Source organism: Romboutsia sp. BSD2780061687b_171204_C1 (genome assembly GCF_015560225.1).
Lineage (GTDB): Bacteria > Bacillota > Clostridia > Peptostreptococcales > Peptostreptococcaceae > Romboutsia_C > Romboutsia_C hominis.
Map to the genome: position 1 here is coordinate 575,930 of NZ_JADMRK010000001.1, position 17,672 is coordinate 593,601.

Consider the following 17,672-nt stretch of genomic DNA (forward strand, 5'->3'; position numbering starts at 1 on the left):
AATTAAAAGGTAGGTAATTTGATGAATGAAACTAAAAAGTTAACAGAGTCAGCAATACTATCCGCACTATTTGTTATAAGTACCTTACTATTTGTAGGAATTGGTTTTGGATATGCACTTTACATAGATTTTATAGTTCCTGTATTTTTTTCAATAGTAGTACTTAGATGTGATTTTAAGTATTCAGTACTTTCTGGGATAACATCACTTTTAATAGTATGGTTGATACTTGGGAATATAGGTATAGCTATATGGTGTAGCCAAAGTGTAATACTTGGAATACTTTGTGGCTACTTTATAAGTAAGGATACATCTATTATGGATGATATGGTATATACTTCTTTTATAGGCGTTGTACTTATGGTATTTGTAGATATATATGCATCTAAATTAATAGGATACAGCTTTATGAAAGAGTTTCAAGGATATATAAATATACTAAAATCCGGAGAATATGTACAAGTTATTTATTATATACTTATAGCTGCATTTCCTTTTGGAACTGTATTTTCTATATATATATTATCCTTATTTATGTGCAAGAAATTAAATATGTTAAAAGGAAATATAAATAAAAAATTTGAAATTATAGCTAACTTTAGAAGACTTTCAAGATTTGTATGTTGTTCTAAAAATGTATTTTATGTATTATCAGTATACATTTTTATAGTAGAAACTTTTAAAGCGTTTAATATAAACATAGATAATACATATCTAAAAACTATAATAATAAGTATAGAGTATCTATCATTTTACTTTGTGATAAAAGATGGATATACAGCAATACAAAATTATTTATTATCTAAAAATAAGAAAGTAGCTCATATAAGAATATTATCGATTTTAATGTTAATAGCATTAGTATTAATATTTAAGATAACTACATTTATTATAATCATAATTAATATAATATTAGATATAAAGATAAATATAAGAAATCAACAAATAGGAATATTAAATAATATATTAAGTAGAGGGCGAAAATGTGGTTAAGGATGTAAGTTTTATCAAAAAATGTCCCTTTTCACATAGAGGACTTCATAATGATATATATCCAGAAAACTCTATGGGGGCTTTTATAAATTCTATAAAATATAACTATGGTATAGAATTAGATGTACAACTTACAAAAGATAAAAAGGCAGTAGTATTTCATGATGAGTTTTTAGAAAGAATGACAGGATATAAAGGTACTATAAATAATATGACTTATAATGAAATAAGCAAACTAAGGCTATTAAACACTGATGAAAAGATACCTCTTTTAGTGGACGTATTAGATATTGTAAATAACAGGGTACCAGTCTTAATAGAATTAAAGGCTCTTGGAGATGCTATAGATATGAGTAGTGAGGTTTATAAGATAGTAAAAAATTATGAAGGTAAGTTTGCTATACAGTCTTTTAATCCAAGGGTACTTCTATGGTACAAAGAAAATGCAAATAATATAATAAGAGGGCAAATATCATTTGATTACAAAGATACAATAATAAAATGGTACAAAAAACTATTTTTAAGGGGCATGATACTAAATTTCAAAACAAAGCCAGATTTTGTATCTTATGATATAAAAAGTATTCAAAGTAAAAGGGTTCAGTTAATTAGGAATAAGATGCCAGTTATAACTTGGACTATACTTAATTGTAATCAATATAAAAAAGCATCCAAATATGCAGATAATATAATATTTGAAGGTATAGATCCAAATAAATGTTAAAAAGTATTGACAAAATATAATTTTAAGAATATATTATAGACATAAATGAAAAAATATTAATATAAAGCTATGATAAGAATTAGTAGGATTAATGTATTCTAACAGAGAGTTTCCGGTAGGTGAGAGGAGCAAGAAAAGTTAATTTGAATACATCTTGGAGCAGTTTTCCTGAAAGATAACAACCATTAGGGAAAAACGGAGTAGCATACGTTATAATGCTAGGGTATAATTTTGTACCTAATAAGGTTAATACTGTGAAGTATTAATAAATTAAGGTGGTAACACGTAAGCACAAGCTTTCGTCCTTTTATAAGGATGAAGGCTTTTTTTAATACAAAAAGTTTTATATCCTTAAAAAATGATTTGCTAAAAAATAAGACTTAAGCAAATTTATAAATATAAAATAACAGGAGGGTAAATATGTTTAATTTAGATGAACAAGTAAAAATTATATTAAAAGGTGTAGAAGATTTAATAGATGAAAAGGACTTAAGAGAAAAATTAACTAATGCTCACAAAGAGGGAAGACAGTTAGTTGTTAAGTTAGGTCTTGACCCATCAGCACCAGATATACACTTAGGGCATACTGTTGTTCTTAGAAAAATGAAGCAATTACAAGACTTAGGACACAAGGTAGTAATAATAATAGGAGACTTTACAGGAAAGATAGGAGATCCAACTGGAAAATCTCAAGCTAGAAAGGCATTAACTACAGAGCAAGTTTTAGAAAATGCAAAAACTTACCAAGAACAAATATTTAAAGTTTTAGATAAAGAAAAGACAGAAGTAAGATTTAACAGTGAATGGCTAGGAAAGTTAAACTTTGAAGATGTTGTTAAATTAGCTGCAACTATAACTGTTGCTAGAATGTTAGAAAGAGAAGACTTTAAAAAGAGATATGAAAGCCATACTCCAATATCAGTACACGAATTCTTCTACCCATTAATGCAAGGATATGATTCAGTTGCTATAAAAGCTGATATAGAATTAGGTGGAACTGACCAAAGATTTAACTTACTTATGGGTAGAGCACTACAAAAAGAATTTGGTCAAGATTCTCAAGTAGTTATAATGATGCCTATAATAGAAGGACTAGATGGCGTTAATAAAATGAGTAAGAGTTTAGGAAACTACATAGGAGTAGATGAAGAAGCTGGTGTAATGTATCAAAAAGCTATGGAAATACCAGATTCATTAATAGTTAAATACTACAACTTAGTAACTGATGTTCACCCTGATGTAGTAGCTGAAATAGAAAAAGATTTAAAAGAAGATAGAAAAAATCCAAGAGATATAAAAATGGAACTTGCTAAAGAAATAGTAAGATTATACCACGGAGAAGAAAAAGCAAACTTCGCTGAAGAAAGATTTAAATCAGTATTCCAAAAAGGACAAATACCTGTTGATATATTAACAGTAGAAGCAGATGCTAATGATTTTGATTTAGCTCAAATAATAGTTGATAACAAGTTAACTCCAAGTAAAAGTGAATTAAGAAGATTAGTTAAGCAAGGTGGAGTTAAAGTAAATAGTGAAAAAATAGCTGATTTACAAGAAGTAGTAGCTGAGGGTGAATTAGTAGTTCAAATAGGTAAGAAGAAGTTTATAAAAGTAGTTGTAAAATAATATAATTAAAAGAGATATAAGAAACTAACTTATATCTCTTTTTGGATTAATATCCTAATATACCTCACATTATACTAAATGATAAGATATATTATACTAAAGATTAATAGATGATATAACAAGTACTAATTAGAATAAAGCAGTTGTAAAAAATAATGATAAATGTTATATTTTATCTATTAAAGACGAAAAAGAGATGAGGAGCTATATGTATTTACCAAGTAAAATAACTAAAATATTATCTAATATGAATAGGTCTTATATCATATACTATAGTAAAGGAAAAATAACATCTGTAGTAGTTGACAATAAAAATATAACTATAAGTGCTAGTACAAAAGGATATTTAATAGATATAAAAGGTTCTAAAGTTATATTAAATGATCTAAAATCAATCAAACCTTTACTTATGAAGTTTAGCACAAGTCAAGTTGATAAAAGCAAAAGTTTTAAGATATCAGAGAATTTAGTTGAGTTATTTGCTGAGAATGAAAAGACATTTGCTGTTGAGTATTTAAATGGAAATGTAATATCTATTATAATGGATAAACCAAGTGTAAAGATAGAAAAAACTGCAACTGGATATTTTTTAGAGATAAATTATAAAGAAATAGCAGTAGATAGCTTAACAGATGTTAAAAGGTTTTTATCTAAAATGAATATAATAAATGAAAATCAAAAAGAATCTAACAAAAATCAAGAAGAAGATCTATATAAACAATTAAAGCTAGATATATAAAATAAATTTTTGATATATACAAAAATCATATTTCATATATCTTTAATATGAATATAATATTTTTGGAAGTGGATATGACTAAAAATACACATGTATTCATGAGGAGAAGGGAAATTTTATAAAAATGTTTTCCTGGGAAATTTTTAATACTTAAATTTTATATAGTTTATAAACTATGTAAGAAAGGATATAATTATGGATGATTATAAAAAATCAATATCTAGAGAAAATATTATAATGCTTTTAATGGCAGGTGGAATTATAGTTTTTAATTTTATAGGGTTTATAATATCATACTTTGTATGGAAAGATTATAGTAAAGACTCAGACTTTATAGCTAGAAATGGTAGAAGACTTTTGAATTTTCACATATCATTTTTTATATATGAAATAATATCTGGATTATTAGTATTTTTGCTAGTTGGAATGGTATTATTACCACTAGTATCAATAGCCTATTTAGTACTTAACATAATAGCTATGATAAGATATGGATCATATAGAGATTATGATTTCCCATTTACACTTAACATTATAAAATAAAATAAAAAGAACTACATTTAATATATTATGTAGTTCTTTTTTTATGTACTAATTAAATTATATATAAAAATAAAATTATTTGAAAATTATGAATAAAAGAAATGTTAATGTATTTACAAAATATGTCTAGTATATTAATGTTAATAGTGAGTTATATCAAAAAAAAGGGGGAAAAAGATGAAAAAAACATATATTTCACAAATAGGATTACTAATAGTTGCTATGATTTGGGGAAGTGGATTTGTAGGAACACAATTGGCGCTAGATGGGGGACTTACGCCACTGCAAATAATAACACTTAGATTTTTTATAGGAGCGCTTTTGATAAATTTAATCTTTTTTAAACAGATAAAAGAAAATGTGAGCAAAGATGCAATAAAGTATGGTTGTATATTAGGATTTTTTCTATTTACAGCCTTTGTTGTCCAAACTATAGGGTTAGTTTATACAACACCATCAAAAAATGCATTTATAACTGCTACTAATGTAATTATAGTTCCGTTTATAGGATTTTTAATGTATAAACAAAAACTTGATAAAATGGGTATAATAAGTAGTATATTAACAGTTATAGGAATAGGTATACTATCGCTTGAATCAGATTTTTCTATTAATTTTGGAGACTTTTTAACTTTAGTATGTGCTTTTGGATTTGCATTTCATATATTCTTTACAAGTAAATATGCTGTAAGGTATAATCCAATAGTACTTACAGCTATACAATTTAGTGTGGCATTTATACTTTCATTATTTACACAAATACTTATGGGAGAGGGAAGTATAAATGCTGGTATAGATGGATATCTAGGTGTATTATATCTAGGAGTATTTAGTACTACTGTTTGTTTTTTGGTGCAAACTATATGTCAAAAAAGTGTTGAAGGAAATAAGGCTGCTATAATACTTTCAACAGAAGCAGTATTTGGAACAATTTTCTCTGTAATTATATTAAAAGAACTAGTAACATTAAGAATGATTTTAGGAAGTTTTATAATATTTGTAGCCATCATAATGGCTGAAACTAAACTATCTTTTTTAAAGAAAAAAGACATATACATAGAAGAAGCATGTATAGAATCTAACGAAGATACAAGTAAATCTTAATATACATTATATAAAATTAATAATTTAATATAAAAATGGGAAAATAAGGTTGTAATTGTGACTGTATAGATGGTAAACTTATATTTGTAAAAAATTTAAATTTATTGTTTAGGGGATGCTACACCGGGTATATATAAAATATGATCGATAAGATATTAAATATCTTATTTATAAATAATAAGAATTTATTATTTAGTTAATGTATTTTAGGGTATATAGTATAGTAGTTAAATAATGAATTTAAATTAAATTAATATATAAATTGGAGGAGTATAATCATGAAAAAATTTGTTTGTACAGTATGTGGATACATACATGAAGGAGAAACTGCACCAGAAAAATGTCCAGTATGTGGAGTTGGAGCTGATAAGTTCGAAGAAATGAAGGGTGAAATGGTTTGGGCTGACGAACACAGAATAGGTGTTGCTAAAGGTGTAGACGAAGAAATATTAGAAGGTTTAAGAGCTAACTTTACTGGAGAATGTACAGAAGTTGGAATGTACTTAGCAATGAGTCGTCAAGCTGATAGAGAAGGATACCCAGAAGTTGCAGAAGCTTACAAGAGAATAGCATTTGAAGAAGCAGAACATGCTGCAAAATTTGCTGAATTATTAGGGGAAGTTGTTGTAGCTGATACTAAAGCTAACTTAACTGCAAGAGTAGAAGCTGAATATGGAGCAACTGAAGGAAAATTAAAAATAGCTAAGAGAGCTAAAGAATTAGGATTAGATGCTATACATGATACAGTTCATGAAATGTGTAAAGATGAAGCTAGACATGGTAAAGCATTCTTAGGATTATTAGAAAGACATTTTGGAAAGCAAAACTAATTATAGTTTAAATAAATGGGTCATCTCATATGAGATGGCCTTTTTTAATTTTTATAATAATATGTGATATACTAATTAAGTAGATAAATAAAACTATAATAAGAGTGAATATGGTGAAGAGATGATAAAAAGCAGTTATATAGATAATATAAATATATTTAAAAATTTAAAAGATGAAACAAAAGAAGAACTTAAGAAATATAGCAACACAATAAAATTAGAAAAAAATGAAGTTTTATTTGAGGAAAAAGAAAAAATAAATAATATATACTTTGTTATAGATGGAAAAGTATCTATATTTAAAATAAATGAAAATGGCGATAGAAAAGTAATATTTATATTAAATGAAGGCGAAATGATTAATGAAATAACTACAGATAAAAAAAGAGAATCATCAGTATTTTGTGAAGTCTTTGAGAACGCCACTATACTAAAATATAATATAGATGATTTTATAAAGGTTATGGAGAAAGATTTTTACTTAACTAAAAATATAATAAATTACATGGAAAGAAGAAATAGAAGATTATATAGACAACTAAAAAATTCAATTTCTATAAAAATGGATAAAAAGTTAGCAGCTAAATTATATAGAATAAGCAAAGAATTTGGAACAAATAAAGGAGTATGGACATTAATAGATGTAAATATAAGCATAACTTATTTATCAGATATGCTAGGATGTAAAAGAGAAACTTTATCAAGGGCAATGAAAACACTTCAAAATGAAGGATTAGTTAAATTAGAAAATAAAAAAATATTTGTTAAAGAAAAAGGATTATCAGAGTACTTTAAGAAATAGTAAAACATTAAAGTTTTGCTATTTCTTTTTATTTTTATAAAAACGTGATATTAATCACGGAAAATAATTATAATAAATGTTAAAATTTTATCAATAGAAAAGGGAAAAGGTGATTGTTGTGAAGATAAAATTAAGCAAAGAAAATTTTAATGAAAAATTGAAAACACTTAGTAATGAATATAAAATATTAGCACCAGTATCATTAGAATATATGGGAACTTTCTCAGATACAGACGTTGTAAGATATAAAGAAGTAAGTTCTTTAGATGAAATGGAACTAAATAGAAAATCAAACTTTTCTGCCAAGGAAATAGTATTTCCTATAACACAAATATTATTTTATTTTACAGAAAATGAATTTAAGGAAAGCGATATTGATGATAAAAAACTATTAATCTTTTTAAGAGCATGTGATATAAATGCAATGAAAAGACTAGATGAGATATATTTAAAAAATGGAATTGATGAAGATTATTATTACAAAAAATTAAGAGAGAAAGTAAAATTTGTTCTTGTTGGATGTAGAGAAAGTTTTAGAAATTGTTTCTGTGTAAGTATGGATTCAAATAAAACGGATAATTATTCTATGGGAATTAAAATAGACGATAATGAAGTTTTCCTAGAAATAAAAGATAAGGATTTAAAAATATTTAATGGAGAAAAATGTGAATTTGAAATAGATTTTGTAAAGGAAAACTTATTTAATATAGAAGTGCCACAAATAGATAAAATAAACTCTAAAGAAATATCTAAACATGAAATGTGGCAAGAGTATAACTCAAGATGTATAGCTTGTGGAAGATGCAACTTTGTATGTCCAACATGTTCTTGTTTTACTATGCAAGATGTTTTTTACAAAGAAAATGAAAAAGTAGGTGAAAGAAGAAGAATATGGGCAGGATGTCAAGTTGACGGCTTTACAAGTATGGCTGGAGGGCATGAATTTAGAAAAACTAAGGGTGAAAGAATGAGATTTAAAACAATGCATAAAATATATGATTTCAATAAGAGATTTGGCTACAACATGTGTGTAGGGTGTGGAAGATGTGATGATGCTTGCCCTCAATATATATCATTTTCAAAATGTATAGAAAAAGTAAATGAAATAAGTAAGGAGAGAAAGTAATATGAATTCGTATATTCCAGTAGGAGCTAAGATAATAGATATAGTTAAACATACAGATATAGAGTGGACTTTTAGAGTAGAATGTAGTACTAAAGATGTACTTCCAGGAAAATTTTATGAGATATCAATACCTAAATATGGAGAAAGTCCAATATCTGTAAGTGGATATGGTGATAATTATATAGATTTTACAATAAGAAGTGTAGGAAAAGTAACTAATGAAATATTTAATTATAAAATAGGAGATAAATTCTTCATAAGAGGACCATATGGAAATGGTTTTGATATAAGTATATATGAAAATAGAGAAATAATAGTAGTTGCAGGAGGAAGTGGAATTGCACCAGTTAGAGGAATTGTAGAATATTTTTATAATAATCCTCAAAAATTCAAAAGCTTTAAATTAATAGCTGGATTTAGATCACCACAAGATATATTATTTAAAGATGATTTAAAAAGATGGGGTGAAAAATTAGATGTAATAGTTACTGTGGATAAAGGTGAAAACGATTATAAAGGTAATGTTGGTTTAGTTACAAAATATATACCAGATTTAGAAATAAAAGATGTAAATAATACATCAGCAATAGTAGTAGGTCCTCCTATGATGATGCATTTTACAGTAGGCGAATTTTTAAAAAGAGATTTGGCAGAAAATAATATATGGGTTTCTTATGAAAGAAAAATGTGTTGTGGAGTAGGTAAGTGTGGTCATTGTAAAATGGATGATACTTATATTTGCATAGATGGGCCTGTATTTGATTATTCTTATGCTAAAAATCTTATAGATTAGGAGGGAATGTTATGATAAGAGATTTAAATACTAAAAAGACAATGAAAAATGCTTATAGAATAACTAAAAATAGATACGAAACAGCATTAAGAGTTAGAATTCCTGGAGGATGTGTTGACTCTGAAAGTTTAATGATAGTATCAAAGATAGCAAATGAGTATGGAAATGGTCAAATACATATGACTACTAGACAAGGGTTTGAAATACTTGGTATAAAAATGGAAGATATGGAAAAGGTCAATAAGCTTGTCCAACCAATTATAGAAAAAATGGAAATAAATCAAGAAGAAAAGGATAAAGGATATTCTGCTGCAGGAACTAGAAATATAGCATCATGTATAGGTAATAAAGTTTGTCCGAAAGCGCAATACAATACAACTGAGTTTGCAAAGAAAATAGAAAAAGCAGTATTTCCAAATGATTTACATGTAAAAATAGCTTTGACAGGATGTCCAAATGACTGTATAAAAGCAAGAACTCATGATTTTGGAATAATAGGAATGACTTTACCGCACTACGAAAGAGATAGATGTGTATCTTGTGGGGCTTGTGTTAAAAAGTGTAAGCAGTTATCAACAGGTGCATTACATGCAGAAAACTATAGGGTAATAAGAGACCACAGTAAATGTATAGGATGTGGAGAATGTGTACTTAATTGTCCTACAAATGCATGGAGTAGAGATCCTAAGAAATATTATAGATTAGCTATAATGGGAAGAAGCGGTAAGAAGAATCCAAGGTTAGCAGAAGATTTTTTAATATGGGCAGATGAAGAAAATATAATTAAGATAATACTAAATACTTATAAGTATGTAGAAAAATATATAGATAAAAGTTTACCAAAAGAACATATTGGATATATTGTTGACAGAACAGGATTTATGGAGTTTAAAAAATGGGCACTTGAGGGTGTAGAATTTGATGATATTACTATTATAAAGGATAATGTATACTGGAGTGGAATAAAATATTAAATAAATATAATGACAAAACAAAGTAATTACAATATTGTTAATATAGTATAAAATATATCCAATATTTGTTAGAATATAATAAACTAACAATATAATTGGAGGGGAAGGCATATGATTTCAAGAGTTGAATTAAAAAATAGTGCTAAAATGCAATTAAAGGGTCATTGGGGATTAGCAATATTAACATGTTTAATATATACTATAATAATAGAAGGAACAGGTGTTGAATCAGGTACAGCTACATCTTGGTTAAATGAAAATATAGTTATTACTTTGAATATAATAGGATTAATATTTGCAGGTCCGATACAAGTAGGATTTAGTAGATTTATATTAAACTTAGCAACAGATAATGAAAAAGCTAAATTTACAGATTTATTCTCTGGATTTAATGTTTTTATAAAATCTTTTGTAATAAATTTAATAATAACTATAGCTTCAGTAATAGGAACATTTTTATTTGTAATACCAGGTATTATAGTGATGTTAATGTTCTCACAAGCATATTATATATTAGCAGAAAATTCAGAGTTATCAATAATGGATTGTTTAAAGAAAAGTGCAAATATGATGAAAGGCTTTAAGTGGGAATTGTTTATACTAGAATTAAGTTTTCTAGGTTGGGCTATATTATGTGTATTTACTTTAGGAATAGGTTTTTTATGGTATACACCATATTATTATACTACATTAGGGAATTTTTATTTAAAATTAAAATCTATTTCTAACGAAGATATCTTGTAAAAATAATACAATATTTATATATAAATAAAAAAATGTATACTTGTCAGAACTGGCAAGTATACATTTTTTTATTAAAAATATTATTATATTAATCTAATATATATTAATAAAAACTATCACCATTTATCCTAAAAATAAATACTATATAATTAGAAAGGGGATTAATAAAATGAATTTAAAAAGAATTGACGAAAATAAAGATTTACAAAGTTTAAGAGATAAATGTAAAAGATTTTTAAATTACCACGTTGTATTAATGATGGAAGATGGACAAGTATTTGATGGAATTATTGAGAGTGTGGATGAAGATGGTGTTACTGTATTAGTTGGGGAAGATGTAATTGTAGATGAAGATAATAATCAACTAAGACGTGGCAGACAATTTGGAAGACCTAGAAGATTTAGACGTTTTAGACGTAGAAGATTCCCACTTAATCTTTTACTTGCCCTATCATTATTACAATTTCCTTTTTAAAAATTAATCTTTAACTTAAAATAGGAGCTATCTCCAAGTAGAGATTCGCTCCTATTACTTATTTTTCAAATAAATTTCCAAAACTTCCTAATATACTTCCTTCGCCTTTTTGATCACCACTAACTTGAGGAGCAGATGCAAATACTCTAGAAGCAAGTCTACTAAATGGTAAGCTTTGAATCCAAACATATCCAGGACCTGTAAGAGTTGCAAAAAATAACCCTTCACCGCCAAATAAGCTATTTTTTATACCACCTATAAATTCTATATCATATTTTATATCTTTTGTCATAGCTACTAAGCATCCAGTATCAACTTTTAATTTTTCACCAGGCATTAATTCTTTTTTTATAATAGTACCGCCAGCATGAATAAAGCAAAGTCCATCTCCTTCTAGCTTTTGAAGGATAAATCCCTCACCTCCAAAAAATCCAACACCAAGTTTTTTTCTAAAATCTATTCCAATACTTACTCCCTTAGCAGCGCATAAAAATGAATCTTTTTGACATATTAGTTTACCGTTCATTTCAGATAAGTCAATTGGTATTATTTTACCAGGATATGGTGATGCAAAAGATACTTTTTTTCTATTGTTAGAAGTATTAGTAAATGACGTCATAAAAAGACTTTCACCAGTTAAAACTCTTTTAGCAGCACCAAATAGCTTAGAACCACCTTTCTTACTGCCATCTCCAAATATAGTTTCCATAGAAATGTGTTCATCCATCATCATCATAGAACCAGCTTCAGCTACTACACTTTCACCTTTATCTAACTCAATTTCAACAAATTGCATGTCATGTCCATGTAGTTTATAATCTATTTCATGAGAATTCATAAAATATCCCTCCTTATGTATTTAATTATAATCTAATTATATATAAAGTATTATTAAAATTTAAAAGATATAGTTATTTTATAGAAAACTTTTTATACATTATATAAAAATAATAACTAAAAAAGGTATAAATGTGAGAATTTCAAGAAAGATTTTTTCATTGTGATATAATTATGTAAAGATATAGGATAACAATTTTATCAAGGGGGAAACAAATGGGGAATGTATCAATTAGGGAATGTAATGATTATGGCTATGAAAGTGTAAAACATGCAATAAGTAAAAATTTAGAAGATTTAGGTGGGTTAGAAAAGTATATAAAAGCAAATAGCAAAGTACTAATAAAGCCAAATTTGCTAATGAAAAAAAGTCCTAAAGAAGCAACAACTACTCATCCAATGGTAGTTAAAGTTGTGTGTGAAATGTTACTTAAGTTAAATTGTAAAATAATAATAGGAGATAGCCCAGGTGGTCCGTATACAGTACCTTCATTAAAAAGTATATATAAGTCAACTGGTATGAAAGATATAGCGGATGAACTAGGTGTAGAACTAAATTATGATATAAGTGAAATTAAGGTAGAAAATAAAAATGCTAAAGCTTTAAAATACATGAATATTATAACTCCAATAACTAAAGTAGATCATATAATAAATATATGTAAATTAAAAACTCATGGAATGGCAACATTTACAGGTGGAGTTAAAAATTTATATGGCTCTATAGCAGGACTTCAAAAAGCAGAAATACATTATAGATTTCCAAATGAAGAAAGATTTTGTGAAGATGTATTATTAGATATATGTTCTTATGTAAACCCAAGTTTGACTATTATGGATGGAATTGTAGGCATGGAAGGAGAAGGGCCTTCAGCTGGAACACCAAGAAAAATTGGCATAACATTAGCATCGCCTAGTCCTTATATGATAGATATAGTAGCATGTAAAGTTATAAATCTAGATATAAATAAAGTACCTACTATAAGAGGGAGTATAAAAAGAGAATATATAAAAAAAGACTTAAGTGATATATCTATAGTGGGTGATAACATAGAAAGATTTATAATAAAAGATTTTAAGATACCTAAAACTAGTAAAGATTTTAGGCTGTTATCATCAACTATGCCTAAATTTATACACGAGCCACTTACAAGGATGATAACTCCAAAGCCTTTTGTATCACATAAAGATTGTATAAAATGTAAAAAATGTATAGAAGTATGTCCGGCCAAGGTTATTACTTTAAATAATAAAATAGAAATAGACCTAAATAAATGTATAAGATGTTTTTGTTGCCATGAATTATGTCCTAAAAAAGCTATAGATATAAAGAGAAGTATAATATTTAAATTAATAAAGTAGATTATATAAATATTCGTATAATAATTATTATTTAATATCTAATTTAAAATTTTCTACTATAATATATGAGTTTTTTTAGAAAAAATATATTTAAAGGTGAACTATAAAAAAAAATTTTAGTATAAAATTCGTAAAACTATTTAAAATATACACAACTTAATGTATAATATAGTAAATTTAGTTATACATTAATCAGCTAAAGGGGAGATAAATATGATACTTATAAGAAATGGAAGACTAATAGACCCAAAAACAAAAAGAGATGAAGTAGTAGATATACTTATAAAAGATAATAAAATAGAAAAAATAGGGAATATAGATGAAAATGATGTTGATAGAATAATAGATGCTAAAGGATGTATAGTATCACCTGGGCTTATAGATGTACACGTTCATTTTAGAGATCCAGGATTTACTCATAAAGAAGATATATTAACAGGTTCAGCTTCAGCAGCTAAGGGAGGATTTACAACAGTTGTATGTATGGCAAATACTAATCCTATAGTTGATAATGAAGAAACTTTAGATTATATAAATGAAAAAGCTAAACTATCATCAATAAATGTATTACAAGCAAGTGCAATAACTAAAGGATTTAAAGGTAAAGAAATAGTTGATATGGATAAAATGATTAAAGCTGGTGCTGTAGGCTTTACTGATGATGGACTACCTATAATGGATAGTGATATTATACTTAAGGCTATGAACATGGCGAAGGAACGAAACGTTCCTCTTAGTTTTCATGAAGAGGACCCATCGCTTATAACTTGTGCTGGTATAAATAATGGTAAAATATCTAAACAAATGGGAATATTGGGTGCGCCAAATGTTGCTGAAGATGTTATGGTTAGTCGTGATTGTATGTTAGCTTTAAAAAGTGGGGCAAAAGTTAATATACAACATATAAGTTCTAAAAATTCAGTAGAAATGGTAAGATTTATAAAAAAGTTAGGTGCTAATGTATACGCAGAAGCAACACCACATCATTTTACACTAACTGAAGATGATGTATTAACTTATGGTACTAATGCTAAAATGAATCCACCACTTAGAACATTAGAAGATAAGATGGCAATAATTGAAGGTTTAAAGGACGATACAATTGAAATAATAGCAACAGATCATGCACCTCATACATATGAAGAGAAAAATGTAGAATTTACGAAAGCACCAAGTGGTATAATAGGTCTTGAAACTGCACTTTCTCTTGGTATAACTAGCTTAGTTAAAAACAATCATTTAGATATGATGAAGTTAATAGAGAAAATGACTATAAATCCAGCTAGATTATACAATCTAGAAAGTGGGAGCATAGAAGAAGGGAAAGTTGCTGATATAGTTATATTTGATGAAAACGAAGAGTTTGTAGTAGATAAATTTGTATCAAAATGTGAAAATACTCCATTTAAAGGACATAAATTATTTGGTAAAGTAAAATATACTATATGTGGCGGTAAGGTAGTATTTGAAGATAAAAAATAAAATTATAAAGGGCTATATTAAAATATAGCCCTTTATAATTTTATTAATAAATTTAGTAAATCTTAAATTTTAATATAACTTTAAATAAATCTCCATCTATATCAAGCTTAAGACTACCACTTTGAAGATCCACTAAATTGCTACAAATAGATAATCCTAATCCACTTCCAGAAGTATTTCTAGAAACATCACCACGGACAAATCGCTCTAATAGTTCATCGGAAGAAATATTTAATCTATGATTAGATATATTTTTCATAGTAATAAATATATAGTCATCTTTAACATTAATATCTATATATACACGAGTATTAGCTAAAGAATACTTAGTAATATTAGTTATAAGATTTTCAAAAACCCTAAACATTCTTTTACCATCTATATTGGTAAATACAGGATAATCAGGCGTATCTATTATAAAATCTAGCTTAGAAGACTCTATTTTATCTTCTAATTCAACGATACTTTGAATTAGAAGTTCCTTTATATCAGTTTTTTTTAGATTAATTTCTATATCACCACTACTTATTTTAGATGCTTCAAATATGTCCTCAACTAAATCTTTAAGTCTAGTAGCTTTTTTATCTAGGATATTTATATAATCTTTAGTAGTTTTAGAATCTAATTCGTTATTTTTAAGTATATCTATATAGCTAACTATAGAAGTAAGTGGTGTTTTTAAGTCATGACTTACATTAGTTATAAGCTCTGTTTTCATTTTTTCACTTTTTAGTTGCTCATTAAGAGACTTTTCAAGTCCTAAGCTTATATTATTTATACTGCTTGCAATAGATGATATTTCATCATTACCAATTACCTTTAATTTATGGCTTAAGTCACCATTTTCTATAGTTTTTATATTTTTAGATATATATTCAATATATTTTGTTTTTTTAGTTAATAATTTGTATATATAAGAGTAAGGTATAATACTAAATAGAGAAAATAGCATAGCATAAATCATTGCAAAAATAGAAAAATAGCTTATAACTGATAAAAATATAAACATAATTATAAACTGTATTATTATAGATATTACTAATATACTAGCTATTTTATTGTTTATCGTTTTTTTATTTTGTTTATCTAAAAAATCCTTAATCATAGAAAGTACTATTAATCTAGATAATAAATTATTAGATGATAATTTAAAACTTTTATAAGCTATATAAGTAGTTGTAAGGATTAAAAAATCACATACTATAAGTGAATTATCAAAAAAATCTGGTGCAGATGACCAAGTATGAAATCTTATAAAGAATATAAAACCTATTATAAATAAAAATACTTCAATAGAAACATTTGAAGTTAGATTTATAAAAGAGTCAAATATTTTTATATTAGATTTTTTAGTTATGTTATAAACTACAATACAACCTATAGATATAGCTAAAGAAACTATAGTAACTATCACTTCAATACTTAAAATACTCCGATTATCTAAATGTATTACATTTCCAAAGAATATATATCTTGCTATTGGAGAATATTCATATATGTTATGAAAGCTAAATGCTAAATTAAATAGTGATTCAAAACATATAGACATAGATAAAAATAAAATTAGTAAAGAAGCTACCTTTAATTTTGAGTCTTCTATATTAATAGATTTATTTAATGTCTTCAATTTTATATCCAATTCCCCACACCACCTTTAAATATTTTGGTTCTTTAGGATTTATCTCTATTTTTTCTCTTATCCTTCTAACATGAACAGCAACGGTTTTTTCACAGTTATAAGCTATATCATCCCAAGCATTTTCATATATTTCTGTAGATGAAAATACGATTCCCTTATTTAAAAGTAAAAATTCAAGTATCCTGTACTCAATAGGAGTTACTTTAATAACTTCTCCATCTAAGCTAACTACCTTAGTATCTTTATTTAAACTAAGACCACCACTTTTCAATATGTTAGAATCGTTAATACTCTTATTACTAGAGTTATTATTTAAGTTAATAAATCTTCTTAATTGAGATTTAATACGAGCAATGAGTTCTAGTGGATTAAATGGCTTTGTAACATAATCATCAGCCCCTATATTGAGACCTAAAATTTTATCAATATCTTGATTTTTAGCAGATAAAAGTATTATAGGAATATTATTATTTTCTCTTATTTTTAAAGTCGCTTTAAGACCATCAAGATTTGGCATCATCACATCCATAATAACTAAATCTACATTATTATCTATTAAAGTTTCAATAGCATCAATTCCATCATAAGCTTTTAATACATTAAAACCCTCAGGTTTTAAATAAAATTCTATCGCATCAACTATTTCTTTATCATCATCAACTATTAATATATTTTCATTCATTTTATCACTCCCTTAAAACAATTATATCATACAACTAAAAAACATATTTTAACAATAAATTATAGATTTATTAAGAATTTATAAACCAATGTATTAATTATTACAAAATTATTAAGAAATTTATACTATTAACACAAGCATAGTAAACATATAAATATCTATGATGTACTATAATTAGAAAGCATAATGAGGGGGAT

The 17,672-nt window shown here is 26.3% G+C and carries 18 protein-coding genes and 1 other annotated feature; of the genes, 15 read left to right on the forward strand and 3 right to left on the reverse strand.

From position 1 onward, the window contains the following. The first annotated feature begins 21 nt into the window (after positions 1 to 21). From I2H23_RS02970 to I2H23_RS03030, 13 genes are all read left to right on the forward strand, one after another. Complete coding sequence (locus I2H23_RS02970) at positions 22 to 993, forward strand: DUF2232 domain-containing protein (protein WP_195581031.1); 972 nt, start codon at positions 22 to 24, stop codon at positions 991 to 993. After that, positions 986 to 1,717 (forward strand): glycerophosphodiester phosphodiesterase family protein, encoded by a 732-nt coding sequence (locus tag I2H23_RS02975; RefSeq protein WP_195581032.1) that lies wholly within the window; start codon positions 986 to 988, stop codon positions 1,715 to 1,717. The genes I2H23_RS02970 and I2H23_RS02975 overlap by 8 nt, the downstream gene beginning before the upstream one ends. 60 nt (positions 1,718 to 1,777) lie before the next feature. After that, positions 1,778 to 2,027, forward strand: a binding site (T-box leader). A 110-nt stretch (positions 2,028 to 2,137) separates the two neighbouring features. After that, positions 2,138 to 3,343 carry a tyrosine--tRNA ligase gene (gene tyrS / locus I2H23_RS02980; RefSeq protein WP_092926276.1) on the forward strand — a complete coding sequence of 402 codons (1,206 nt, stop codon included), beginning with the start codon at positions 2,138 to 2,140 and terminating at the stop codon, positions 3,341 to 3,343. Positions 3,344 to 3,551: 208 nt separating this feature from the next. Continuing rightward, a complete protein-coding gene (locus I2H23_RS02985) occupies positions 3,552 to 4,082 on the forward strand; it encodes a hypothetical protein (RefSeq protein ID WP_166505253.1) in 531 nt (176 codons plus the stop codon). A gap of 195 nt (positions 4,083 to 4,277) precedes the next feature. Further along, positions 4,278 to 4,625: a DUF4870 domain-containing protein gene (locus I2H23_RS02990; protein ID WP_092926272.1), complete on the forward strand. Its 348-nt coding sequence runs from the start codon at positions 4,278 to 4,280 to the stop codon at positions 4,623 to 4,625. A 177-nt stretch (positions 4,626 to 4,802) separates the two neighbouring features. After that, positions 4,803 to 5,729, forward strand: a complete 927-nt coding sequence (locus tag I2H23_RS02995) for a DMT family transporter (protein WP_092926270.1) — start codon at positions 4,803 to 4,805, stop codon at positions 5,727 to 5,729. Positions 5,730 to 6,007: 278 nt separating this feature from the next. After that, positions 6,008 to 6,559, forward strand: coding sequence for an NADH peroxidase (locus I2H23_RS03000; RefSeq protein WP_092926268.1), 552 nt, complete (start codon positions 6,008 to 6,010; stop codon positions 6,557 to 6,559). Positions 6,560 to 6,680: 121 nt separating this feature from the next. Beyond that, on the forward strand, positions 6,681 to 7,361 hold the full coding sequence (locus tag I2H23_RS03005; RefSeq protein ID WP_166505255.1) for a Crp/Fnr family transcriptional regulator: 681 nt from the start codon (positions 6,681 to 6,683) through the stop codon (positions 7,359 to 7,361). Between the two features lie 118 nt (positions 7,362 to 7,479). After that, a complete protein-coding gene (gene asrA, locus I2H23_RS03010) occupies positions 7,480 to 8,487 on the forward strand; it encodes an anaerobic sulfite reductase subunit AsrA (protein ID WP_166505256.1) in 1,008 nt (335 codons plus the stop codon). Position 8,488: 1 nt separating this feature from the next. After that, entirely contained in the window at positions 8,489 to 9,280 is a 792-nt protein-coding gene (asrB, locus tag I2H23_RS03015; RefSeq protein ID WP_166505257.1) for an anaerobic sulfite reductase subunit AsrB, read from the forward strand. An 11-nt stretch (positions 9,281 to 9,291) separates the two neighbouring features. Next, complete coding sequence (gene asrC / locus I2H23_RS03020) at positions 9,292 to 10,254, forward strand: sulfite reductase subunit C (RefSeq protein ID WP_166505258.1); 963 nt, start codon at positions 9,292 to 9,294, stop codon at positions 10,252 to 10,254. A 111-nt stretch (positions 10,255 to 10,365) separates the two neighbouring features. Beyond that, complete coding sequence (locus I2H23_RS03025) at positions 10,366 to 10,998, forward strand: DUF975 family protein (RefSeq protein ID WP_207741685.1); 633 nt, start codon at positions 10,366 to 10,368, stop codon at positions 10,996 to 10,998. A 169-nt stretch (positions 10,999 to 11,167) separates the two neighbouring features. Beyond that, positions 11,168 to 11,473, forward strand: a complete 306-nt coding sequence (locus I2H23_RS03030) for a hypothetical protein (RefSeq protein WP_166505259.1) — start codon at positions 11,168 to 11,170, stop codon at positions 11,471 to 11,473. Between the two features lie 58 nt (positions 11,474 to 11,531). Here the strand turns inward: I2H23_RS03030 and I2H23_RS03035 are convergent, their stop codons facing one another. Continuing rightward, positions 11,532 to 12,311: a TIGR00266 family protein gene (locus tag I2H23_RS03035; RefSeq protein WP_195581033.1), complete on the reverse strand. Its 780-nt coding sequence runs from the start codon at positions 12,309 to 12,311 to the stop codon at positions 11,532 to 11,534. A gap of 215 nt (positions 12,312 to 12,526) precedes the next feature. On the opposite strand from I2H23_RS03035, the gene I2H23_RS03040 reads away from it, so the two are divergent. Next, complete coding sequence (locus tag I2H23_RS03040; RefSeq protein WP_195581034.1) at positions 12,527 to 13,672, forward strand: DUF362 domain-containing protein; 1,146 nt, start codon at positions 12,527 to 12,529, stop codon at positions 13,670 to 13,672. Between the two features lie 213 nt (positions 13,673 to 13,885). Further along, a complete protein-coding gene (locus tag I2H23_RS03045; RefSeq protein WP_195581035.1) occupies positions 13,886 to 15,154 on the forward strand; it encodes a dihydroorotase in 1,269 nt (422 codons plus the stop codon). A 52-nt stretch (positions 15,155 to 15,206) separates the two neighbouring features. Here I2H23_RS03045 and I2H23_RS03050 read toward each other — a convergent pair whose 3' ends face one another. Together I2H23_RS03050 and I2H23_RS03055 are read right to left on the reverse strand one after the other, a co-directional pair. Next, the gene (locus I2H23_RS03050) at positions 15,207 to 16,793 is read right to left on the reverse strand and encodes a HAMP domain-containing sensor histidine kinase (protein WP_243248178.1); all 1,587 of its coding nucleotides are present in this window, start codon (positions 16,791 to 16,793) and stop codon (positions 15,207 to 15,209) included. Beyond that, complete coding sequence (locus I2H23_RS03055) at positions 16,765 to 17,475, reverse strand: response regulator transcription factor (protein ID WP_195581036.1); 711 nt, start codon at positions 17,473 to 17,475, stop codon at positions 16,765 to 16,767. Before I2H23_RS03055 ends, I2H23_RS03050 begins: the two co-directional genes overlap by 29 nt. Positions 17,476 to 17,672 lie beyond the last annotated feature (197 nt).